Here is a 23,929-nt window from a genome sequence, read left to right as displayed (position 1 = left end):
CGAAACACCCTGTCGTTATACCGTCCAGGGAGCGGGCTTTTCCGGATCGATCCGGTACTTGCGGATGGCCTGGCTGACCACCTCCCCTTTCAGTACGCCGTCCTCTTCCAGCGCTTTGAGCGCCGCCACGGCAACGTAATAACGATTCACCTCGAAGAACTTGCGTAGCTGACTGCGCCGGTCACTCCGCCCGTAACCGTCGGTACCCAGAACCCGGTAGGTGGCCGGTACAAACGGCCGGATCTGGTCTGCGTAGCTGCGGATATAGTCGGTCGCCGCCACCACTGGCCCGGCCTGTCCCGCCAGCTGCTCAGTGACATAGCTGACCCGCGGCTCCTCCTCCGGATGGAGCATATTCCAACGATCCACCGCCAAACCATCGCGACGCAACTCGTTGAAGCTGGTCACGCTCCACACATCGGACGAAACACCAAAATCCTGCTCCAGCAGCTCCGCCGCCGCGATCACCTCCCGCAGGATGGCACCACTACCCAGCAGCTGTACCCGCTGTTTCTTTTTACGCCCGTTGGACCGGTAGCGGTACATACCCCGGACAATGCCCTCCTCGACCCCTTCCGGCATGGCCGGCTGGGGATAGTTTTCATTCATCACGGTAATGTAATAGAACAGGTTCTCCTGCTCCTGGTACATGCGACGCAGACCATCCTGGATGATCACAGTGAGTTCGTAGGCAAAGGTCGGGTCATAGGCGACACAGTTGGGGATCAGTGACGCCTGCAGATGGCTGTGGCCATCCTGATGCTGTAGACCTTCCCCGGCCAGGGTGGTGCGTCCCGCGGTACCGCCAATCAGGAACCCGCGCGCCTGCATGTCGCCCGCCGCCCAGGCCAGGTCCCCAATGCGCTGAAAACCGAACATGGAGTAGTAGGCGTAGAAGGGAATCATACTGATGCCATGGTTGGCATAGGCGGTGGCAGCCGCTATCCAGGAGGACATGGCGCCCGCCTCGGTGATACCCTCCTGCAGGATCTGTCCCTTCTTGTCCTCCCGGTAGTACATCACCTGCTCGGAATCGACCGGGGTATAAAGCTGACCGACCGACGAGTAGATACCCAACTGGCGGAACATGCCCTCCATACCAAAGGTGCGCGCTTCATCCGGGATAATCGGCACCACCAGCTTGCCGAGCTTTTGGTCACGAATCAGGATCGACAAAATGCGTACGAAAGCCATGGTGGTGGACATCTCCCGATCCCCACTGCTCTCCAGCATCACTTTAAAAAACTCCAGCGGCGGCACCTCCAGGGGCTCGGTTGTGGCATTGCGGGCCGGCAGATACCCCCCCAACGCCTCGCGCCGCTCCCGCAGATACTTCAGTTCGGGGCTGTCTTCGGCCGGTTTGTAGAATGGCGTGTCGTTGAGCTGTTCATCCGGGATGGGGATATTGAAGCGGTCGCGAAACGCCTTTAGTGCCGCCTCGCCCATCTTCTTTTGGGAGTGGGTGATGTTCTGCCCTTCACCGGCCACCCCCATGCCGTAACCCTTGACCGTCTTGGCCAGGATCACGGTTGGCTGACCGGTGTGTTCCATGGCGGCGGCATAGGCGGCGTAGATCTTGTAGGGATCGTGACCACCCCGATTCAAGCGCCAGATATCCTCATCCGTCATATTGGCCACCATCTCGGCCAGCTCCGGATATTTGCCGAAGAAGTGCTCCCGGGTATAGGAGCCGCCCTTCGCCTTGTAGGCCTGGTAATCCCCATCCACCGCCTCTTCCATGCGCTTGCGCAACAATCCGTGGGTGTCCCGGGCCAGCAGGGGATCCCAGTAACCGCCCCAGATCACCTTGATGACGTTCCAGCCCGCGCCCCGGAACACCCCCTCCAGCTCCTGGATTATCTGACCATTACCCCGCACCGGCCCATCCAGCCGCTGCAGGTTACAGTTGACCACAAATATCAGATTATCCAACCGCTCCCGGCCCGCCAGTGATATGGCCCCCAGGGACTCCGGTTCGTCACTTTCACCATCGCCCATGAAGGCCCATACCTTGCGCTTGTCGGTATTGACGATACCGCGATCATGGAGATAGCGCATAAAACGGGCCTGGTAGATCGCCATCAGAGGACCGAGCCCCATGGACACCGTGGGAAACTGCCAGAAGCCGGGCATCAACCAGGGGTGTGGATAGGAGGAGAGCCCGGTCCCTTCCGACTCCTGGCGGAACTTGAGCAGATCATCTTCACTGAGACGCCCTTCCAGGTAGGCGCGGGCATAGATACCGGGGGCCGAATGGCCCTGAAAGAACACCAGATCCCCGTCCCGCTGGTCACTGCGGGCATGGAAAAAGTGGTTGAACGCCACATCATACAGGGTGGCCGCCGAGGCAAAGCTGGAGATATGCCCCCCCAGCTCCGGTGAGAAGCGGTTGGCCTGCACCACCATCGCCATGGCATTCCAGCGGATAAAGGAACGGATCCGCCGCTCCATGGCCGGATCCCCGGGAAAGCGCTTCTGCTTGGCGACGGGGATGGTGTTTACATAGGCGGTATTAGCGCTGTAGGGGAGATAGGCACCGGAGCGTCGCGCCTTGTCCACCAGGCTCTCTATCAGGTAATGGGCGCGCTCGGTTCCCTCATTCTCCAACACCGCCTCAAGGGCTTCCAACCACTCCCGGGTCTCTTCAGGGTCAATATCAGGCTTCATGAAACACCCTCTCTCGTTTTCTTTTGTGCATAGATTCGAATTTCAGGTAACAGCCACTTCAGTTACGAAGGAAACTATTGAAGCGGAGATTACTATTTGTTTTTTTAATTCTTTATATTGTTTTACGCAATATACAGGATTTACCCGAAAACGATCAACCGTGTACCAGCGACACTCTCATCAAGAAAATAGATATAGCGCAGGGATAAGAGGGTGTGCAGGGAACCGGTTGGAGAGACCGCAAAAGCGCCAAAGCCGCCCCACAGCCCACTACTCTGACCGGGCCGCATAGTCGCGCCCTCCGGCCAAAGCCAACAGCTGCTGTTTTATCCTGCAATAAAAAAGCGCCTGTGGGTTAACCCACAGGCGCTTGATATATCGGGCGGAGGCGCTCCTCCGACCTAGGGGGAAGGATCAGAGTTCACGAGCGGGCGCACGCTTCTCCATCTCCTGGCGCAGGGCATCCTGCTGAGCCTTGGCGGATGCACGCTGGGCCTCGACTCGTTCCATCATCTCCTTACGACGTGCCTCCATCTGCTTCTGCATCTCATCACGGCGGGCCTGGACATCAGCCGGCAGTTCAAAAGGCGCAGCATGGGGGGCAACAAACGGCTGCGGCTGGGCAGCAAACTGCTCAGCAAACTTACGTTGAGCCTCAACTGCCTCCTGCATGGCCTTGGCCTGCTGCTCAGCAAATGCCTTCTGCTGCTGCTCCATCGCCTGCTGCTGCTCCTCTGTCAGGGGAGCGGGAGCATAGACACCCGGATAGGGATAGCCGTAGTACGGCTGGTTATAACCGTAGCCGTCACCATAGCCCGAAAAATGACTGCGACTGCTGAAGTTCATGCTGAATGAACCCTCGCCATTTCCAAAGCCGTCGCCCAGACCATTGAACGGCCCGCCCCACCAGGCGCTGGCGGTCATGGATACCGTTGAAAGTGCCGCTGCTGCGACCAGAGTGGCGATCTTTTTCATCATTAAATTCCTTCCGTTCTGTTTCATACAATCCACGGCTCCATCGCTGCCGTAACAACCCGTCGTGTGGCGGGTGTGGGATCGCGGTAATGCGTCCAGGTACGTCCCTGTACCTTATCCTTCCCTGGAGGAGTCTCTATATATTGATCCCGCTTATTTTGCCGGTGCGGCTTCCGCCTGCGGCGCAGCCGGTGCTACGGGAGCAACCGGGGCAACCGGATAGCCGTAAGGGGCATAACCGTATGGTGCGCCGTAAGGGGCATACCCATAGGGGGCGTAACCATAGCCGTAGTACGGATAGTTGTAGCCATAACCCCGGCCGGTTCCGTACATGTTGCTGCGACCGCTGAAACTCATGTTGAAATCACCGGCACCGTCACCAAATCCATCGCCGAAACCATTCCATGGACCACCGCCCCAGGGACCGCCCCACCAGGCAGAAGCAGAAGCCGAAGTAGCCAGTAAGGCAGCAATTGCAGTGGCTTTAACTATTTTTTTCATCCTAGCGTCTCCGTAAGTTTGAATTTGTTTCTCTAACTACAGATAGAAAGCATTTATATCCTGCAGCTTTCTTAAGGATAAGAATATTAGAATTTGCTTAACCTGTATAATTGATTTGTCTTATTCAAGAATAGTTTTTAGTTATTAATAATGATGCAAGTGAATAAACCTTAATCCAACCCATCCGATCGTAATTACTATGGACCTCCAGCGGGAGACATAAAAAAACCCCTTCACCAGGGAAGGGGTTTTCCGAGTCGACTGAACCGATCTAGTCGTACGGCTCATCCAGGGGCTCTGGAGGGGGTGCGCCGTCATAAACGTCATTGCGGCGCTTCTGCAGATAGGCGTCCCGCTGGAATTCATAGGGATCCAGCGCCGCCTCCTCCAGCACACGACTGGCGCTCAGCAGATCCGCCCGGGTATCAATGGCCCGCAGTCCGATCAGACTGTTCCGCCAGCGAGTGGAATCCACATAGGCCACCGGATCGGTATACCAGTCGACCACCAGACCGACGGTATCGCGGCCACTGCTCGGCCCGAAGAAGGGCAGTACGATATAGGGTCCGGGATCCATACCCCAAGCGCCCAGAGTCTGGCCGAAGTCTTCACCATACTTCTGCATATTCATGTTACTGGCCACATCGATAAAGCCAAGCAGACCGATAGTGGAGTTGACCAGCACCCGCCCCACATCACTGACGGCACGCTCCAACTTGAACTGCAGCAGATTGTTGATCGCGGAGCCCACATCAGCCAGGTTACTGAAGAAGTTACTGATACCCGTATCCACCGGTGCCGGCGTGATCGCCTTGTAGCCCCGGGCCAACGGTTTCATCAGCATGTTGTCCAGCCCCTCATTGAATGAGTACACCGACCGGTTGAATCCTTCAATCGGATCGCGGGGGTCCTGGTAATCACCTGTTGTGGCGCAGCCGGACAACAGTACGGCCATAAACACTAACAGTGTGGTTTTAAACCGCACAAATAGAGGCTCACCCTTCATTTTTCTAAATCCTTAACAACTCAAATTGGTTTTTGACTTGATGATTAGAGTTCGTACAAATTTTCCCCAAGCAGAGGCGGAATCTACCATATCTGGCTATATGACACACTTAAAAACTGATTAATCAGTATTTTCTGACAACCCGGTATCCACGCTGCTCAAGCAACCGCAGCATTCCCCGTTCTCCGGGTAGATGCAGGGCGCCCACCGCGACGAAAGCACCGCCTTCCGCCAGCGGTCCCGCAAGTCTCTCCACCATCCGTTGATTCCGCTCATCAACCAGTTTGACCTGAAACCGATCCGCAAACCCGGACTTGTCCCTATCAACCAGTTGCTGATTGATCTCCACCAGCCCGGCCAGATCCCGATCCAGGTAGCGATCAAGTAACGCTTGGAAGATTGTCGGCAGCTGATCCAGATTATTTAGGGCATCCTGCAGCAGGGCGATCTGATCATCTTCCGACAGCGCATCGAACAGGCCCAGTTGCTCATCGATAGTCTCCAGTCCAGACACCTGCTTATTCATGGCCCGGGCACGCTGGTAGAGCACCAGGTCCAGGAACTCACCGGTCTCGGCGGGTGGCAGACTGAGCAGCATGGCTAACGCCCAGGGTTTGTAGTGTCGTAACGCCACCTCCGGGAGACCCCGCTTTGCAGCGGCACCGACTGTCCGCTGATACAGCGATGGTTCCAGAATGTCGGAAATCTTTCGTCCATCATCCAGCATCATGCCAGCAACCGAGGCGAACAGATTGGCAGGCTCCATATCCACTTCCACATACAGTCTCGATGAGGTAATAAAGGCTTGCTCCACCGGACCAGGCAGGGCCAGCACCCGTTTATCCTCGGAGTGAATCGTGCCGAACAGGTAGCTGACAGGCACCCCCTCTCTCTCAACCTGGAACAGCACTCCCCGGGAGAAGGGAAGCCCATCGGCAGCCACTGCCATCGACCAGATCAGTGGTACCATCCATAGTGCCAACCATCTGCTGAAACGTGCTCTCATATCACCGGGTTCCTGGTCAGGTTCAACATAGCGTCCATGGTTAATATTTAGATAATCCGGGTCAAGCGGCGCGGTCGACGCACCAGCCCACCACCCCACCCCGTTATAACGGAACAACCGCGCTCTTTTTGCTTACAGCAGGCGGATATGATCGAAAACTTCGGCTGATTCATTTATCCTGTAGCGCTATGACAGACTACCCCTTTAATCCCGCCATCGCCCAACGCTTCCGTGGTTTTCTGCCGGTCGTGGTGGATGTGGAGACCGCCGGTTTCAACGCCCAGACCGATGCCCTGCTGGAGATCGCCGCCGTCATCCTGGTGATGGATGAGCAGGGCATGCTGCACACCACACCCTGCCATGCGTGTCATGTCGAACCGTTCCCGGGGGCCAACCTGGACCCCAAGGCACTGGAGTTCAACGGCATAGACCCGAACCATCCGTTTCGTAATGCACTTCCCGAAAAGCAGGCGTTGAGCGATATATTCACCCCGATACGCCAGGCAGTGAAGGCCAGCGGCTGCAACCGGGCCATTCTGGTGGGGCATAACGCCTTTTTCGACCTGGGCTTTCTGAACGCTGCGGTGGCCCGCGCCGGCATCAAACGGAATCCGTTCCATCCATTCAGTACCTTTGACACCGTATCCCTATCCGGCCTGGCCTTTGGACAGACCGTTCTCGCCAAGGCGGCAAAAGCGGCCGGCCTGGACTGGGACAACAACGAGGCCCATTCGGCCATCTATGATACCGAGAAGACTGCGGAACTGTTCTGCCGGATCGTCAATCAGTGGCAACAACAGGCCACCGACTATCCCTGGCTGGAGAATCAGACACCTCCGCAGGGCTAACCAGCGAGCTGGTTAGATTCCGCTCCGGATAAGCAGGCTTCTGCAAATCCCGCAGTTCGGGCTTCGCCCGACCTCCTCCCCCCTGGAGTCCTGCGCCCCGCGATATAAATCCATCCCTGGATAAATACGCTCCCGCACATCCTTGTGCTCCGCGATATAAATCCATCCCTGGATAAAAAAACCGGCAATGCATCGCTGCATGCCGGTTTTCCATGTCACCACTCTGACTGTCACCACATCGGGCCACCACACTGCCGACGCACTGGGTGGTCGATCAGGCAAACCCGATGCGGGTCAAAACAGCGTGTTTCAGCTATAGCACTTACTTGCCAGCCGCCTCTGCGGTCATCTTCTGCAACTCACCTGTCTGGTGAAGCTCCAGGGTTATGTCGCAGCCACCCACCAGTTCGCCCTTGATATAGAGCTGGGGGAAGGTGGGCCAGTCCGCATAGCGGGGCAGATTCTCAAAAATCTCCGGGTCCGACAGCACGTTGACGTAAGCGAATTCTACGCCACAGTCCTGCAGCGCCGCCGCGGCACGGGATGAAAATCCACACTGGGGAAACTGTGGAGTCCCCTTCATGTAAAGCACTATGGGGTTGTTCTCAACCTGCTCTTTAATTCGCTCCAAAACGTCCATCACTCACCTCTGTAATTGTGCTCGAGTAGGGCGGCATATTGGGCCACCCGGTATTAATTTCAAGATCGTTGCCAATCCACGGCGCCACACCTTGTCGTCCTGTACATACCTTTCAGGCCCCACATGATCAAAATGGTTTAGCCGCACCGACAATGGTTGTCACCAAACCAAGCAGCAGATTCACTCCGATCAGGCGACGAATTTTCGCCAGTTGGGCACCCGCTTCGGGGAGGTCTCCACCCTGCAGTGCCCGGCCCATCCTTCGGTAGGGCAGAAAGTAGATAAAACTGAACACTCCCACCATGATCAGGGCGAAAGTGTGCATAACATGCACATAGATGCCGGCACCGGCACCCAGTATACCCAGCAGAATCCCGTAGCCACTCGCCAGTATCAGGGCAATCGCTACCCAGACCCAGGGGAAAAAACCATCCAGGGTCCGTTTCATCAGGGGCAGTCGCTGCGGCGGTTCCAACACCTCTGCGGCCGCCGGCCTGAGGGCCATGTGGGCAAAGAACATCCCGCCGACCCAGACCACCACACCCAGCAGGTGTAGCGTTAATAGCAGATAAAGCATAACAACTGCTCCTCAATACTTGATTGATTATCGGTTGAACCGGCCGGCGTCACAGCCCGTCCACGTTACGTTGCAACCAGTATTCCAGCAGGGCCAGGTGCCACAATTTACTCCCCAGCAACCGGGTATGGTGCATCTCCGGTGCAGAGAGCAGCAGGTCCACGTAGGCCCGTGAATAGAGGTTCCGTTGCCGACAGGCATCCGATTCCAGAATATCCCGCATGAAATCCAGGAAGTCACCCCGAACATACTTCAATGCCGGCATCGGGAAGTAGCCCTTGGGCCGGTCAATCACCGAATCGGGCAGAATACCCCGGGCCATCGCTTTCAACGGGTATTTGCCACCCTCCCGCAGCTTCAGTTCGGGCGGACATTGGGCAGCCAGTTCCACCAGTTGCTGATCGAGAAACGGCACCCGTGCCTCCAGCCCCCAGGCCATGGTCATGTTATCGACCCGTTTGACCGGATCATCTACGATCAGGGTGGTGACATCCATACGCAGTACCGCATCCATGAAGTCGTCCGCACCCGGTTCACCGAGCAGTTCGGCCACCCGTTGGCTGGTGTAATCCTCGCCCCGGTATTCTGCAGTGACCATACGCAGGTACTCTTCATGATCCCGGTCGAAATAGTGCTTGGCAAAACGCTCCACCGGCGACCCCTGCTGCTCCGCCATCATGCGGGGGTACCAGAAGTAGCCGCCAAACACCTCGTCGGCACCCTGACCGGACTGAACCACTTTGATCTGCTTGGAAACCTGCTCTGACAACAGGTAGAAAGCCACCGCGTCCTGCCCGAACATCGGTTCTGCCATGGCATCCACCGCCCCCGGCAGCCGCTTCAGCACCTCTTCGTTAGGTACCAGGTACTTGTGATGAGTGGTACCGTAGCGCTCCACCACCTGATCAGAATATTCAAACTCACTGCCCTTCTCGTCGGGATGATCTTCAAACCCTACCGAAAAGGTGCGCAGATCGGAGACGCCCGATTCCGCCAGCAGGGCCACCAGCAGACTGGAATCGAGCCCCCCCGACAGCAGCACGCCCACCGGCACATCGGAGATATTATTCCGCTTATGCACCGCCTGTCGCAGTGCCTCATGAATCGATTCCAGCCATTCATCATCGCTGCGTGGCTCGGCCGGGCGGCTGGCGGAGAGCTGCCAATAGCGACGCTCGGTACGCTTGCCATCACCTTCAAGCAGCAGTGAATGCCCCGGTGCCAATTTGCGCACACCCTGCAGAACCGTGCGGGGCGCCGGCACTACCGCATGCAGGGTAAACTGATGATGCAAAGCGACCGGATCCAGGGCAGTATCCACCCCACCGCCGGCCAGCAGTGCCTGGACATTGGAAGCAAATCGGAACCGGTCGCCATTCTGGCTGTAGTAGAGCGGCTTGATACCCATCCGATCCCGGGCCAGGAACAGCTGTTTATTTGCCTGATCCCAGATAGCGAAGGCAAACATGCCCTGCAGCTGATCAACGCAGCGCTCCCGCCAAGCGTGCCACGCCTTGAGTATCACCTCACTGTCACCATCCGAATAGAAGTGATAACCCTTCTGTTTCAAGGTCTCCCGCAAAGCCGGATAGTTGTAGATGGTACCGTTGAAAACCAGGGCCAGACCCAGCTCCTGGTCCACCATGGGCTGATTGGCCCGTTCGGAGAGATCGATAATGGCAAGCCGCCGATGGCCGAATGCCAACGGCCCGTCACTGAAACTGCCCTCGTGGTCCGGCCCCCGCTGACTGAGTCGGGCGGTCATTCTGGACACTGCCCCCAGATCAGGCCGCCCGCCATCGAGCCGTAACTCACCACATATTCCACACATTAACTGTTTCCTGCCCTGTTCTGCTATTGCGAGGCCGGTGCAAATCGACTCAACAACAACCCGTGATAGATGTTTAATCTACTATTATAACCATGCCCTACGGGCATCCACACGGCCATCAGCCAACTGAAGGCACGACGGATCTTGAATCACGATTAAGGCTGGCATTATAATACCAACTAAAATACTATGTTATTTTATTTTTAACACACAAACCTAATAAGGAAGAAATACCATGGCACACGAACTCCCCCCCTTACCCTACGCTCAGGACGCCCTGGAGCCAGTGATTTCCAAAGAGACTCTGGAGTACCACTACGGCAAGCATCATCAGACCTACGTGACCAACCTGAACAACTTGGTAAAGGGTACTGATCTCGAAAATGCCAGCCTGGAAGAGATCATCATGAAGGCCTCCGGTGGTCAGTTCAACAATGCCGCCCAGGTCTGGAACCACACCTTCTACTGGAACTGTCTCTGTCCGGGTGGCTCGGCGCCCAGCAGCCAGCTGAGCGACGCCATCAACAGCGCCTTCGGCTCCATGGATGAGTTCAAGAAGCAGTTTTCCGCCTCCGCTGCCGGCAACTTCGGTTCCGGCTGGACCTGGCTGGTCAAGAACAGTGATGGTGGACTGGAGATCGTCAACACCTCCAATGCCGCCAACCCGATGACTGACGGCAAGACCCCGCTGCTCACCATCGATGTGTGGGAGCACGCCTACTACATCGACTATCGGAATGCCCGTCCCAAGTATCTGGAAGCTGTCTGGAACATTGTAAACTGGGAGTATGTATCGGCTAATTTCGCCGGTTAAACCAACCCGGTAATCCCGCCTCCTCCCCACGTCAAAAGGGGAGGAGGCACCATTCCCCATCCCCCCGAAAAATCGCCCTGCCAACCTCTTGAATCCACCAAAATCCACCTTATATTTTGAGTGGGAATAGCTACACAACAGGAGGTTTCAAATGACACGTTTAACATCTGATCCCTGGCAGTTGATGAAGCTGTGGCAGGATGAACTGAGTCGCGGTCCGCGCAACCCGCTCACCCAGAGCGATGAGTCCGGTGTTGTGGGCGGGGACTGGACCCCCGCTATCGATATCAAGGAAGAGGACGACCGCTATGTACTGCATGCCGATATTCCCGGAGTGGAACCGGAAAAGATCGAACTCACCATGGAAGATGGCATGCTGACGATCAAAGGCGAAAAACACCACGAAGTAACCGAAAACAAGGAAGGTTACAAGCGGGTCGAACGCGCTTATGGCAGTTTCTACCGGCGCTTCAGTCTGCCGGATAACACTGACCCCGAACAGATCCAGGCCAGCGGCAAGGATGGCGTACTGGAAGTGGTCATTCCGAAGGTCGAGCCGAAACGTTCGAAAAAGATTGAAATCCAGCCGAAACGCAGTAGCTGACGACTGGCTGTGCCGCTCCGCCGTATGGCGGGGCGGCCTACTCCGCCTGCTGTAACTCCAGCGCCTGCTGGTACAGCAGGTTTTTCTTTACTCCGGTGATTTTTGCCGCCAGGGCGGCGGCTTTTTTGGTCGGCAGCGCTTCAGCCAGAATCGCGAGAATCCGCAAGGCTTCGGGATCAAGCGTCTGCGTGTCCTGCACAGCCCCCGCCACCAGTATCACGAACTCCCCCTTTTGCTGATTCGGATCTCCACTAACCAAGGTCACCAGTTCCCCCAACGTGCTGGAAACAATCGTCTCATGCAGCTTGGTCAGTTCCCGCGCCATCACGGCCGGGCGTTCAACACCGAAGATGGCTGCCATATCCGTCAGGGAGTGCACAATGCGGTGGCTCGACTCGTAAAACACCAGGGTCATGCCGGCGTCCTTCAGGCGGGTAAACTGATCACACCTGGCAGACGAGGTTCGGGCCGGGAAGCCTTCGAACAGAAAACGGTCGGTCGGCAGGCCTGCCGCTGACAGGGCACAGATCAGTGCGCTGGCCCCCGGCACCGGCACCACCCGCACACCGGCCTGTTGGCAGGCCCGCACCAGCGGAAAACCGGGATCACTGATCAGCGGGGTGCCGGCATCGGATATCAGGGCAATCGTGCCGCCCGCCGACAGCTGCTCCACCAGTCGGTTGACCAGCTTGAGCTCATTATGTTCATGCAGCGCCAACAGGGGCGTGTTGATTCCTAGCGCCTGCAGCAATGGCCGACTGTGACGGGTATCCTCGACGGCAATCAGCTCAACCGCGGATAATACCTGTTTGGCCCGCTCCGTAATGTCATCACGGTTACCGATTGGCATGGCGACGATATACAAGCAACCCTTATCCATTGACACGGCACACCCCAAAAAAAGATACTGTCTGGCTTAATCCTGCCTGCCTGAATGCGACCATGCAACTAAGACATATTAAATATCTCCTCGTACTGTTGATCTCACTGGCCGTGATTGGTTGTGTACCATCACCCGGTGTCAGGAGTACCGACAGTGAGACCGACCTGCAGATGCAACAGGCCGTTGCACTTGAACAGGCTGGGGAGTATGCCGCCGCTGGCGAGCTGTTTGAGCAACTTTCCCTGCAAAGCCAGCCGCCGGAAGACCTGTCGCTGTTGCTGCGCGCCGCCGAGAATTACCTGCATGCACAGCAGGGAGATCGGGCCACCGAGCTACTGACCAGAATCGACACCGGAAGCCTGCCCAAGCTGGATTTCCGCCGGCGCCTGCTGGTGGCCGAGCTGGCCCTGAGCAAGAACCGCCCGGATGAGGCCATGACCCTGTTGAGCGATGGCATCCCGGAAGGCACCGAGTTGCCGTTGCAGCAGCGCTTCCATGCTGACCGGGCAGAGGGATTCCGGCTGACCGGTAACCTGCTGGAGAGTGCCCGGGAACTGGGCGAACTGGATCTGCTGCTGGAAGATATGGACAAACGGCTGCAAAACCAGCTGCTGATCATCCAGACGCTGACCACCCTGACCGATACCGCTCTCGACCTGCTGCAACCCAACCCACCCGGTATCCAGGGCGGCTGGATGGCCCTGGCCAGAATTATCAAGGGCCACACCGGCGACACCAACCGGATACAGCAGCAACTGGAGAGCTGGCGGGAAAAATTCCCCAGTCACCCGGCCATTCCAGGACTGCTGGAAGGTTACTTCCAGAAGCTCGAGAGCCAGTACCAGCGCCCCAATCATCTGGCCATCCTGCTGCCCCAATCGGGACCCTATGCCAATGCGGCCCGGGCCTTGCGGGACGGCTTCATGGCCGCTTACTACCAGCAGCCACCGGAGAGCCGTCCGCAGCTGGTTTTTTATGACAGCAGCGACAGCGCCGACACCTGGCCACTCTATCGCCAGGCGGTGGACTCGGGTGCCGATATGGTGATTGGCCCGCTCAACAAGGAGGGGGTCGCCCAGCTCGCCAGGGCCGGTGAACTGGAAATCCCGGTGCTGGCACTGAATCAGGTCCCCCCGGAGACCACTCCACCCGTCCAGCTCTACCAGTTCGGCCTGGCACCGGAAGATGAAGCACGCCAGATAGCGGAGCGGGCCTGGCTGGACGGCCATACCCGCGCCATCGTATTCACTCCGCGGGATGATTGGGGCGAACGAATCGCCCAGGCATTCCGCGATCGCTGGGAACGCCTGGGTGGCATACTGAGCGAGCAGCAGCGTTATGACGCCAAAGAGAACGACTTCTCCGACGCCATCCGGGCACTGCTCAATCTGGATGAAAGCAGCGCCCGCCGCACCCGGCTGCAACGGCTGATGGGCCAGCGGCTGGAGTTCGAACCCCGCCGCAGACAGGATGCCGATTTCATACTGCTGGCAGCCAATCCACTCAAGGCACGCCAGATCCGGCCCCAGTTCCAGTTCCACCATGCGGCGGATATCCCCATCTATGCCACCTCCAGCATCTACACCGGTACACCAGCGCCGGATCAGGACCAGGATCTGGAGGGGATAAAATTCCCCGACATCCCCTGGCTACTGGTCAATGAAGGTGATCACCCACTGTCACGGGACAATCTCGCCCGTACGCTACCCGACAGCCGGGGCGCCTATCGACGCCTCTACGCCATGGGTATCGACAGCTTCCGGCTGCTACCCCACCTGGGGAGACTGCAAAGCGCCGCACAGGAGACCCTGGAAGGCAAGACCGGCAACCTCTACCTGGACAGCATTCGCCAGATTCATCGCCAACTGGTCTGGGCGGTAATGGAGAAAGGGATACCCAAGGCGATCGGTTATGCGCCCCGCATGGCGAGTATGGCTGAGGAGATGGAAACCCCTGAAGTCAATCCGCTCCAATCGGAACCTGTGGAAACCGAATCCGCCGATACCCCGGCGCCCGGAGCAGCGACCATTACGCCGGCGGAGTAACCGGGTGAAGTCACTTCTCCGGGGCAGGAAAAAAGGTGACGCGGCCGAACAAAGGGCGCAACATTATCTGGAGCGCCAGGGACTGCGTACCCTGCAACGGAACTACAGCTGCCGGGCGGGTGAAATCGACATAATCATGCTGGACCGGGACACCCTGGTGTTCGTCGAGGTACGCTACCGCCGACAAAACCGTTTCGGCTCCGCCGCCGAAAGCGTGACCACCAGCAAACAGAAAAAGATCATTCGCGCCGCCAGCCACTGGCTGCACAGCCAGAACCGGCACAACACCCCCTGCCGTTTTGACGTACTCACCCTGACCGGCGAGGGTGAAGAACAGATCGAATGGATCACCAACGCCTTCCAACAGGAACTTGTGTAGATGAACCTGATCGAACATATCAACGACATATTCAACCAAAGCGTACAACAGCAGATGGAGTCGCTCCCCCTGGTTGCGGGGCCCATTGCCAGAAGTGCCGAGTTGATCGTCCTGCGGCTGCTTGAAGGGGGCAAGATCCTCACCTGTGGTAACGGCGGTGGTGCGGGCAACGCCCAGCACTTTTCGTCGCTGATGCTGAACCGCTTTGAACGGGAGCGGCCCGGCCTGCCGGCTGTCGCGCTGACCGCTGACTCGGCTACCCTGACCGCTATCGCCAACGACTATGATTATGACGAAATTTTCGCCAAGCAGATCCGCACCCTGGGCCATCCGGGCGATCTGCTTCTTGCCATCACCACCAGCGGCAATTCGGAAAACGTCAATGCTGCCATCGCCGCAGCTCATGAACGACAGATGCGGGTGATTGCCCTGAACGGCCGGGATGGCGGACGACTGCCGGGTCTGTTGCAGGAAGGGGACGAAGAGATCCGCATCCCGGGCGAGTCAACGGCCCGGGTATTGGAGGGCCAGCTGCTGGTGATTCACTGCCTCTGCGACCTGATAGATAGACAACTGATCGGTAACTAAGGGAACAACGGAGAACCAAATGAAAAGATTACTCACGCTGATGGTCATCGCCAGTCTCTCCCTGCCGCTGCTGCAGGGCTGCGCAACCGCCGTTGTTGGTGGTGCTGCAACCGGGGCTGCAGTGATACATGATCGTCGTTCAGCCGGTACCATACTGGATGACAAAACCATCGTCCTGAAGATCATGAACGAGATGTCCAATCGGCCCGAGCTGCGGGAACACAGCAGCATGAGTGCCACCAGCTACAACCATGTGGTCCTGCTCACCGGCCAGGCGGAAAACGCCAGCTATCGCGCCGAATTTGAACGCATCGCCGCCAACACCCCGATGGTAAAGCGCACCGTTAACGAGGTGCAGATCGGCCCCAACGCCACCCTCGCCCAGCAGAGTAAAGACAGCTGGATCACCACCAAGGCCAAGGCGGAACTGTTTAATGTCAAGCTGCCCCAGTTCGATCCGACCCGGGTCAAGGTCATCACCGAGAAGGGCGTGGTCTACCTGATGGGTATGGTGACACCAGAAGAGGCGGCAGCAGTGGTGGAGAAAATCCGTTATCTGAGTGGCGTCACCAAGGTGGTAAAGGTCTTTGAATATATCTAGCCAGCCGGCAGAGAAACCGATTCGTGAGGACCTGCAGCAGGAGTTGATCACTATTGTCGGGTCCGAAGCGGTATTGACCGACCCGGGGGACTGCTGGCCCTACGGCTATGACAACAGCCGCCGGCACGCCCTGCCCCAGGCGGTGGTGTTCGCCACCCGCCATGCGCAGATACGGGAGATCGTGGCGCTCTGCAACCGGCGGCAGATTCCCCTGATCGCCCGGGGCAAGGGGACCGGAACCACCGGCGCCACGGTACCGGACCGGGGCGGCATTATTCTCTCTCTGGAACGGATGGACCGCATCCTGGAGATCGACCCGGCCAACCGGATCGCCCGGGTGGAGCCCGGCGTCACCAACCAGGCCCTGCAGCAGGCTCTGCAACCCTACGGTTTCTTCTGGCCACCCGACCCCACCAGCGCGGCAATCTGCACCGTCGGCGGCAACCTGGCCTACAATTCCGCCGGTCCCCGGGCGGTCAAATACAATACTCCCCGGGAGAACACCCTGGGACTGCAGGCCGTTACCGGTGCCGGTACGGAGATCAGGACCGGGGTTATCACCACCAAGGGCGTGGTGGGTTACGACCTGACCCGCCTGTTGATCGGTTCGGAGGGCACCCTGGCCATCATTACCGAAGCGGTACTGAAACTGACCCCCCTGCCGGAAGCCAAGACCACCTTCCGCGCCACCTATCGGGACATGCATGCAGCCGCCCGGGCGGTCTCCGCCATCATGGCTCAGCCGATCACACCCTGTGCCCTGGAGTTCATGGATGGTGCCTCCCTCAACATGGTACGCAGCTACTCCGACCTGGAACTGCCGGATACGGTGGGTGCCCTGCTGATGGTGGAAGTGGACGGACCGGCCCATGGATTGACCGAATCACTGCAGGCGGTAACAGAAGCCGCCCGGGTCGAAGGGGTGATCGATATCGAAGTGGCCAACAGCGAACAGGAGGTTGACCAACTCTGGCGCACCCGCAAGGCCCTCTCTCCCGCCCTGCGCAATATTGCGCCGAAAAAGATCAACGAGGATGTGGTGGTACCGGTATCACGCATCCCGGACCTGATCAGCGGGCTGGCACAGTTGTCACATGAGTACGACATCCAGATCGTCAATTTCGGCCACGCCGGGAATGGCAATATCCATGTCAATCTGCTGACCGATCCGGACGACCCGGAGAAGATGGCCCGCGCCCACGAATGCCTCGGCCGCACCTTTGACCTGGTGCTGCAACTGGGCGGCACGCTCTCCGGTGAGCATGGGGTGGGGCTGGAAAAACGCGACTTTGTCGATCGGGAGATCGAACCCGCCACCCTGCAACTGATGCACGCCATCCGACAACAGTTTGATCCCCTGGGCATTCTCAATCCCGGCAAGATGCTACCGGAGAGCCACACATGACTTTCAAGACACCCCTGTTGGCCGCCTTGTTGCTGAATGCTCTCCTGTCTGCCCCCCTGGCGGCTGATGTACAGATCTCCAACATTATCGACGAGGGACTGGATGGCTGGGAGGAACACACCTTCAAGGGCAACACCCGGTACCGGATCACCGCGCTGGATGGCATTCCTGTGATCAGCGCCCAAAGCCACGGCACCGCATCCGGCCTTTTCAAAGAGATCCGGGTGGATCTGGAGGAGACGCCCTATCTCAACTGGCGCTGGCGGGTGGAACAGCCACTGAATCGGCTGGACGAACGAAGCAAGAGGGGCGATGACTACAGCGCCCGCATCTATGTGGTGAAAAAGGGCGGACTACTGCCGTGGCGAACCAAAGCTCTCAACTATGTCTGGTCCAGCAGCCAACCGGCCGAATCGACCTGGCTCAACGCCTTCTCCAGTCAGGCGCAGATGATTGCGGTCCGCTCCACCGCCGACAGCCCGGGCAAGTTCTATAGCGAGCGGCGTAACGTGCAGTCGGATTTCCAACGCTTCTTCGGCACATCGGTCCGTTACGTGGATGTTGTCGCCATAATGACTGACACCGACAACTCGGGTCAGCAGGCACACGCATACTATGGGGACATTTTCTTCTCCAAATAGCCCCTTCAGCGCCGTCTGAAGCCTCAACCATGCGCACATACCCCTCCACACCAAGGGGCTAAAATGGTATAAAGTTGCACCTGTTTTTCCAGCGGCCAGCGCCGTTTCACGGTCCGGCCCGCCTGTTTACACCCATAGCCCCCATCTTGAGTCGAGGAGCAATCGTTGTGATCCATGCCCTTAAATTCCTGTTTGTTCTGCTGGCAGTCCTGCCCGGCGCGGCCCTGGCCGCCGCATCCGGCGGCCACAATATGGACCTGACCAGTCACTGGGTGGGTTATACAGCTATTGCCATCTTCGCCCTGGCCTACCTGCTGGTGATGGCCGAAGAGTTTACCCACTTGCGTAAATCGAAGCCGGTCATCCTGGCGGCTGGCCTGATCTGGTCAATGATCGCCTGGTACTACGCCAGCCACGGCTTCACCACCGAGGCCGAGGCGGCGGTGCGGCACAATCTGCTGGAATACGCCGAGCTGATGCTGTTCCTGCTGGTGGCCATGACCTACATCAACGCCATGGATGAACGGAACGTATTCGAGGCGCTGCGCTCCTGGCTGGTGGTGCGGGGATTCGGCTTCAGGAAACTGTTCTGGATTACCGGCCTGTTGGCCTTCTTCATCTCTCCGGTGGCGGACAACCTCACCACCGCCCTGCTGATGTGCGCAGTGGTACTGGCGGTGGGTGGCAGCAACAGCAAGTTTATCCTGCTGGCCTGTATCAATATCGTGGTCGCCGCCAATGCCGGCGGGGCATTCAGCCCGTTTGGGGACATCACCACCCTGATGGTATGGCAGAAGGCGATTGAGACTCCCCAGGGCGTAGTTGGCTTCGGTACCTTCTTTGTGCTGTTCGTGCCATCCATGGTCAACTGGCTGGTGCCGGCCTCCATCATGCATTTCGCGGTACCCAATGAGCAGCCCGGTGCCGGCGGCAAGGCGGTGGCCATGAAGCGCGGTGCACGCCGCATTATCGTGCTGTTCCTGCTGACTATCGTGACGGCGGTCAGTTTCCACAACTTCCTGCACATGCCGCCGGTTGTCGGCATGCTCACCGGCCTGGCCTACCTGCAGTTCTTCGGCTTTTTCCTGAAGAAGACCTATCACCGGGAGAGCAACGGCAATGGTGAAGCCGCTATTGAACTGGAGCACGACAGCCAGATGGGCGACCTGGTGGCATTTGATGTCTTCAACAAGATTGCCCGGGCCGAGTGGGACACCCTGCTCTTCTTCTATGGTGTAGTGCTCTGCGTAGGCGGCCTGGGATTCCTGGGCTATCTGTCACTCACCTCCGAACTGATGTATGTACAACTGGGCCCCACCTACGCCAATGTAATTGTCGGTCTGCTGTCTGCCATTGTGGATAACATTCCGGTTATGTTTGCGGTGCTCACCATGCAGCCGGATATGTCCATGGGGCAGTGGCTGCTGGTCACTCTGACCGCCGGTGTGGGCGGCTCACTGCTCTCTATTGGCTCCGCCGCCGGCGTGGCGCTGATGGGTCAGGCACGGGGTCGTTACACCTTCTTCGGCCACCTGAAATGGGCACCGGCCATCGCGCTCGGTTACGCAGCCAGTATCTATGTCCATATCTGGATCAACTCGGCCCTGTTCTGATTCGACACAGAACCACCGGCAGTGACAACTGCCGGTGGCCCCCGTGCCAACATTTCCGTATCATAGGCGCTGGTTCCGTGGCATCCAGCGATAATATGCAGACCACTCGAACAATCGCAAGATGGGTCTTCCCACCACTGCTACTGGGCAGCGGCACCGCTCTTGCGGCCGATATAAATCAATCACTACCCCCCATGACCGCTCACTGGAGCGGCTACCTCGCCCTCATCGTCTTCATCTTTGCCATTCTGCTGGCCAGCCTCGAAGAGTATACCCATCTTCGCAAGTCCAAGCCGGTAGTGGTCACCGCTGGCATTATCTGGGCGCTGATCGGCTGGTACGCCATGGCAACCGGCAGCTCGGTGGAAGCGGAAGAGAGCGTACGGGAAAACCTGCTGCACTACGTGGAACTGATGCTGTTGATGCTGGTAGTGATGACCTACATCAACGCGCTGGGGGAGCGCCAGGTATTCAAGACGCTGCGCGCCTGGGTGGGGAACCGGGGGCTCAGTTATCGCGGACTGTTCTGGAGCAGCGGCATTATCACCTTCGTCCTGTCACCGTTCCTGGATAACCTCGCCAGCGCCATGCTGGTGGGTGCGCTGGTAGTGGCGGTTGCGCCGACCAATGGACGCTTCATCAGCCTGGGCTGTCTGAACGTGGTGATCGCTGCCAATGCCGGTGGTGCATTCAGCCCGTTTGGCGACATTACCACCCTGATCATCTGGCAACAGAATGTCCAGACCAGCAATGGAATCCTGGACTTCTGGAGCTTCTTTAACCTGTTCATTCCATCCCTGATCAACTTCCTGATTCCCGCCTGCGCCATGCACTTCGCGGTTCCCACTGGGCGACCTGAACCCCTGCAGGAAGCGGCCGGTATGCGGCGGGGCGCACGGCGTATCATAGTGCTGTTTTTCTGCACCATCGCCACCGCAGTCTTCTTCCGGGGAGTGCTGCACCTGCCCGCGGTGATCGGTATGCTGACCGGTCTTGCCTACCTGCAGTTCTTCGGTTACTACCTGAAAAAAACCCACCGCTACCGGGAGGCGGGAGTGGCGGATGCGGAGCAGTTGGCGTCGCCCATCCCGATCGACGGCAGGAATCCGTTTGATGTATTCGTCCGGGTCGCCCGGGTGGAGTGGGACACGCTGCTGTTCATCTACGGGGTGGCACTGTCGGTTGGCGGACTCAGTTATATCGGCTACCTGGCTATCACTTCCGATGTCATGTACAACCAGTGGGGACACACCCCGGCCAATATTGCGGTCGGGCTGGCATCATCGGTACTGGAGAATATCCCCACCATGTACAGCGTACTGGCGATGATGCCGGACATGTCCCGGGGCCAGTGGTTGCTGGCCACCCTGGGGGTGGGTACCGGCGGCTCTCTGCTGGCGATCGGGTCGGCGGCGGGCGTGGCGCTGATGGCCCAGTCCAATGGCAACTACACCTTTTTCAGCCATCTGAAATGGACACCGGTGATTCTGCTCGCCTATATCGCCAGCGTGCTTACCCATCTCTGGTTGAATGCCCGCCTGTTCTGACCTGTCCAATCAGTCAACTCCCGAGGCACCAGGGAATCTCCACAGCAGACCAGCCGGCGATCCGGACGGACCACCGGGGTTAATCAGAACAGCAGGTTCATCATACCGATCATCACCACCAGGAACAGCAGGGTCATGATACCGCCGGCGCGCATGAAGTCCGGCACCCGGTAACCGGCCGGCCCCATGATCAGGGCATTCACCTGGTGGGTCGGGATAATGAAGGAGTTGGAGGTGGCAATGGCCACCGTCAGGGCAAACACCGATGGGTCAGCACCCACACCGATGGCGATATTCACCGCCAGGGGAACCAGCAGTACGGTGGCCCCCACGTTGGACATCACCAGGGTGAAGAAGGTGGCCAACACTGCCACGGCGCTCTGTATCACCCAGACCGGCATCTCCCCCACCACCGAGATGGTCTGCTCGGCGATCCAGCGGGCGGTACCACTGGTCTCCACCGCCAATCCCAGCGGGATCAGACTGGCCAGCAGAAACACCGTTTTCCAGGAGACCGCTGAATAGGCCTCCTCGATCTTCAGTACACCGGACAGCACCATGCCGATGGCTCCGGTGAGCAGGGCGATGGAGAGCCGGATATCGCTGAACAGCACCAGGGAGAGGGCGATGAAAAAAAACAGCGCCGCCCATCCCACTTTCTGCGGACGGGTCTCCTCATGGGGGTACTCGGTGGTGACCACCACGAAGTTACGGTCCGACTCCAGGCGCACCAGGGAATCCCAGGTGGTGTGTACCACCAGGGTATCCCCGGCCTTGAGCGGCAGATCCCGGATATGGTCACCCTCCTGCAGGGTTTCCCCATTTCGATGTAACGCCACCATGGCGATGCCATAGGTCTTGCGCAGCCAGACATCACGGGCGCTTTTGCCGATCAGCTGTGAACCGGGTGGAATAACCAGTTCCGCAATACCGGCCTTGGTGGAGGCGAGCGATTCGGCAAACGATTTGAGGCCATTGCGCAACCGCAGTTGAAATTTCTCCACGAAACCGGCCAGATGCTTGGGCGAGGCCAGTACACCCAGTACCATGCCGCTCTCAATGGCAAAATCCCGCGCCAGGTCGCCACGGCCGATGCGCACCCGCCCGCCGCTGCCCTTGGTGGCGATCACCCGGACACGGTACTCGGTCTCCACGTCATCCAGCATGGTGCCGATCAGATCACTGCCCGGTGGTACAACCACTTCAAACAGGGCGTAATCGATATCGTAGATACGCTGAAAATACTCCATGGAATTGGTGCCGCTGGTACCGCTGTCGCCGCCGGCAACCGGCAGCACGAAACGCCCGGCCAGCACAAAATAGATGATGCCGGTGATCACCAGCGCCACACCGATCGGGGTAACAGAGAAGAGTGACCATACCTCCATCTGCTGATCCGCCGGCAGCGCCCGGTTGGATGTGAGTATCAGATCGTTGAGCAGGATCAGTGGGGAGGAACCGACCATGGTGACCGTGCCACCCAGGATGGCACAGAAACCCATCGGCATCAGCAGGCGCGACATGGGCAGGCCGGAGCGGGCGGAGATACGGCTCACCACCGGCAGGAACAGCGCGGTAGCGCCGACGTTCTGCATAAAAGAGGAGATGATCGCCACGGTGCCCGAGATGATCGGGATGATGCGCTTCTCGGTGCTACCCCCCAGATCGAGAATGAGTGCCGCCACCTTGCTCATCAACCCGGTCTTGTCCAGTCCGGCGCCGATAATCATCACGGCGATAATGGAGACCACCGCATTACTTGAGAATCCATCAAACAGGTGGATATTGGATACCAGCCCCTCCGACAGCCCCATCATGGGCGCCAGCAGGCTGGTCAGTCCAAGCAGTACCATGACGGTCAGCGCCGCCACATCCACGCCAACCACTTCAAATGCGAACAGGTAGATAGTAAGGAGTAACAGGGCCGTCACCCAGGCGATCTGGATCGTCGGCACGACCCGGGCCAAGGCGATGGCCACCAGCAGGAAAACCAGCGCCGCGACTATCTTTTTCAGATCCAGCCTGAGCGATTCCTTCTTCTCCAACGAGACCGCAGATTCCATCAACCGTCATACCCCAAATACAAAATTATAATTATTGGTCGCCCGGCAACGGGTCGACACAGCGCGGTTCGGGCGAGAACGCACCGCCGCTGATTTCCCCACCGGGCCACTTCGCCATAGCGGCGCAAGGCCGCCCGTTGGCAACCAACCTCTCCCGGCAGCAAACATGGAACTTAAACTGGGATTAACCGCCTGGCGGCCCGCTGTAGCAGACTGCAGGACGAATCGATAATCAGAGCTTATCAGCAATATCTCCGCCCTATCAAGGAGCATAACAGCGCCCCACTGCACTGTTTAAAGCCACCGACACCATTCATCGTGTCCTTTTTTGCCCCGCTGCAACAAGGCCGGCTCAGATTGCCATTGTGCATGTTTTATATATCACTTATCATATTTTAAGCAGCATTAGTTAACTTTAATATATAAACAATGAGTGATTATCTATGATTACATCCGCTCAGATAAAAGCGGCGCGCGCCCTGTTGGGTATGGATCAGAAACAGCTGGCCCAGGCGTGCGGGCTCTCGGTGCCAACGATTCAACGCATGGAAGGGAGCACCGGCAATGTGCGCGGTAATGTGGAATCGCTGGTCAGGGTGGTGGAGGCGCTGGATGCAGCGGGTGTCATTCTGCTTTCCGAAGGTATGGTCAGCGACACGGGCGGGCGCGGTGTACGTCTGAAGGTGTGATCAGCA

22 protein-coding genes are annotated in these 23,929 nt (G+C 58.3%); 12 read left to right on the top strand and 10 right to left on the bottom strand.

Annotated features, from left to right (window positions below; genetic code table 11):
* Positions 1-15: 15 nt before the first annotated feature.
* From aceE to AAY24_RS15795, 5 genes are all read right to left on the bottom strand, one after another.
* A complete protein-coding gene (aceE, locus tag AAY24_RS15815; RefSeq protein ID WP_046860503.1) occupies positions 16-2,667 on the bottom strand; it encodes a pyruvate dehydrogenase (acetyl-transferring), homodimeric type in 2,652 nt (883 codons plus the stop codon).
* Positions 2,668-3,081: 414 nt separating this feature from the next.
* Positions 3,082-3,645, bottom strand: coding sequence for a sulfur globule family protein (locus tag AAY24_RS15810; RefSeq protein ID WP_063370470.1), 564 nt, complete (start codon positions 3,643-3,645; stop codon positions 3,082-3,084).
* A gap of 150 nt (positions 3,646-3,795) precedes the next feature.
* Positions 3,796-4,143, bottom strand: a complete 348-nt coding sequence (locus AAY24_RS15805; protein WP_046860501.1) for a sulfur globule family protein — start codon at positions 4,141-4,143, stop codon at positions 3,796-3,798.
* Positions 4,144-4,414: 271 nt separating this feature from the next.
* Positions 4,415-5,098 (bottom strand): MlaA family lipoprotein, encoded by a 684-nt coding sequence (locus tag AAY24_RS15800; RefSeq protein WP_234422188.1) that lies wholly within the window; start codon positions 5,096-5,098, stop codon positions 4,415-4,417.
* Positions 5,099-5,273: 175 nt separating this feature from the next.
* On the bottom strand, positions 5,274-6,155 hold the full coding sequence (locus AAY24_RS15795; protein ID WP_063370469.1) for a TraB/GumN family protein: 882 nt from the start codon (positions 6,153-6,155) through the stop codon (positions 5,274-5,276).
* Between the two features lie 188 nt (positions 6,156-6,343).
* On the opposite strand from AAY24_RS15795, the gene rnt reads away from it, so the two are divergent.
* On the top strand, positions 6,344-7,003 hold the full coding sequence (gene rnt / locus AAY24_RS15790) for a ribonuclease T (protein ID WP_046860498.1): 660 nt from the start codon (positions 6,344-6,346) through the stop codon (positions 7,001-7,003).
* 322 nt (positions 7,004-7,325) lie between these two features.
* Here the strand turns inward: rnt and grxD are convergent, their stop codons facing one another.
* The 3 genes from grxD to AAY24_RS15770 all read right to left on the bottom strand — a co-directional run bounded on the left by grxD (position 7,326) and on the right by AAY24_RS15770 (position 10,051).
* Entirely contained in the window at positions 7,326-7,643 is a 318-nt protein-coding gene (gene grxD / locus AAY24_RS15780) for a Grx4 family monothiol glutaredoxin (protein ID WP_029132076.1), read from the bottom strand.
* A 127-nt stretch (positions 7,644-7,770) separates the two neighbouring features.
* A complete protein-coding gene (locus AAY24_RS15775) occupies positions 7,771-8,220 on the bottom strand; it encodes a CopD family protein (protein WP_046860496.1) in 450 nt (149 codons plus the stop codon).
* Positions 8,221-8,269: 49 nt separating this feature from the next.
* Positions 8,270-10,051 (bottom strand): N-acetylglutaminylglutamine amidotransferase, encoded by a 1,782-nt coding sequence (locus tag AAY24_RS15770; RefSeq protein ID WP_046860495.1) that lies wholly within the window; start codon positions 10,049-10,051, stop codon positions 8,270-8,272.
* 235 nt (positions 10,052-10,286) lie between these two features.
* On the opposite strand from AAY24_RS15770, the gene AAY24_RS15765 reads away from it, so the two are divergent.
* Both AAY24_RS15765 and AAY24_RS15760 read left to right on the top strand, forming a co-directional pair.
* A complete protein-coding gene (locus AAY24_RS15765) occupies positions 10,287-10,865 on the top strand; it encodes a superoxide dismutase (RefSeq protein ID WP_046860494.1) in 579 nt (192 codons plus the stop codon).
* 151 nt (positions 10,866-11,016) lie between these two features.
* Entirely contained in the window at positions 11,017-11,469 is a 453-nt protein-coding gene (locus AAY24_RS15760) for an Hsp20/alpha crystallin family protein (protein WP_046860493.1), read from the top strand.
* Between the two features lie 37 nt (positions 11,470-11,506).
* Here the strand turns inward: AAY24_RS15760 and rsmI are convergent, their stop codons facing one another.
* On the bottom strand, positions 11,507-12,349 hold the full coding sequence (gene rsmI, locus AAY24_RS15755) for a 16S rRNA (cytidine(1402)-2'-O)-methyltransferase (RefSeq protein WP_046860492.1): 843 nt from the start codon (positions 12,347-12,349) through the stop codon (positions 11,507-11,509).
* A gap of 62 nt (positions 12,350-12,411) precedes the next feature.
* Here rsmI and AAY24_RS19510 point away from each other — a divergent pair, with 62 nt between their 5' ends.
* The 8 genes from AAY24_RS19510 (at position 12,412) to nhaD (AAY24_RS15715) (ending at position 21,171) form a co-directional block, all read left to right on the top strand.
* Positions 12,412-14,397: a penicillin-binding protein activator gene (locus tag AAY24_RS19510; protein ID WP_063370468.1), complete on the top strand. Its 1,986-nt coding sequence runs from the start codon at positions 12,412-12,414 to the stop codon at positions 14,395-14,397.
* A 4-nt stretch (positions 14,398-14,401) separates the two neighbouring features.
* Complete coding sequence (locus AAY24_RS15745; protein ID WP_046860491.1) at positions 14,402-14,776, top strand: YraN family protein; 375 nt, start codon at positions 14,402-14,404, stop codon at positions 14,774-14,776.
* Positions 14,777-15,364, top strand: a complete 588-nt coding sequence (locus AAY24_RS15740; protein ID WP_046860490.1) for an SIS domain-containing protein — start codon at positions 14,777-14,779, stop codon at positions 15,362-15,364.
* A gap of 19 nt (positions 15,365-15,383) precedes the next feature.
* Complete coding sequence (locus AAY24_RS15735) at positions 15,384-15,965, top strand: BON domain-containing protein (protein WP_046860489.1); 582 nt, start codon at positions 15,384-15,386, stop codon at positions 15,963-15,965.
* The gene (locus tag AAY24_RS15730; protein ID WP_418064581.1) at positions 15,958-17,370 is read left to right on the top strand and encodes an FAD-binding oxidoreductase; all 1,413 of its coding nucleotides are present in this window, start codon (positions 15,958-15,960) and stop codon (positions 17,368-17,370) included. Before AAY24_RS15735 ends, AAY24_RS15730 begins: the two co-directional genes overlap by 8 nt.
* Positions 17,367-18,011 carry a DUF3047 domain-containing protein gene (locus AAY24_RS15725; protein WP_046860488.1) on the top strand — a complete coding sequence of 215 codons (645 nt, stop codon included), beginning with the start codon at positions 17,367-17,369 and terminating at the stop codon, positions 18,009-18,011. Before AAY24_RS15730 ends, AAY24_RS15725 begins: the two co-directional genes overlap by 4 nt.
* A 251-nt stretch (positions 18,012-18,262) precedes the next feature.
* Entirely contained in the window at positions 18,263-19,624 is a 1,362-nt protein-coding gene (nhaD, locus tag AAY24_RS15720) for a sodium:proton antiporter NhaD (protein ID WP_082117268.1), read from the top strand.
* 194 nt (positions 19,625-19,818) lie between these two features.
* On the top strand, positions 19,819-21,171 hold the full coding sequence (gene nhaD / locus AAY24_RS15715) for a sodium:proton antiporter NhaD (RefSeq protein WP_234422187.1): 1,353 nt from the start codon (positions 19,819-19,821) through the stop codon (positions 21,169-21,171).
* Between the two features lie 83 nt (positions 21,172-21,254).
* Here nhaD (AAY24_RS15715) and AAY24_RS15710 read toward each other — a convergent pair whose 3' ends face one another.
* Complete coding sequence (locus tag AAY24_RS15710) at positions 21,255-23,234, bottom strand: SLC13 family permease (protein WP_046860487.1); 1,980 nt, start codon at positions 23,232-23,234, stop codon at positions 21,255-21,257.
* Between the two features lie 443 nt (positions 23,235-23,677).
* Here AAY24_RS15710 and AAY24_RS15705 point away from each other — a divergent pair, with 443 nt between their 5' ends.
* On the top strand, positions 23,678-23,923 hold the full coding sequence (locus AAY24_RS15705) for a helix-turn-helix domain-containing protein (protein ID WP_046860486.1): 246 nt from the start codon (positions 23,678-23,680) through the stop codon (positions 23,921-23,923).
* Positions 23,924-23,929 lie beyond the last annotated feature (6 nt).

The organism is Sedimenticola thiotaurini (genome assembly GCF_001007875.1).
Taxonomy (GTDB): Bacteria; Pseudomonadota; Gammaproteobacteria; order Chromatiales; family Chromatiaceae; genus Sedimenticola; species Sedimenticola thiotaurini.
The sequence above is the reverse complement of the archived record's forward strand: the minus strand, read 5'-3'. Positions and strand labels throughout refer to the sequence as shown.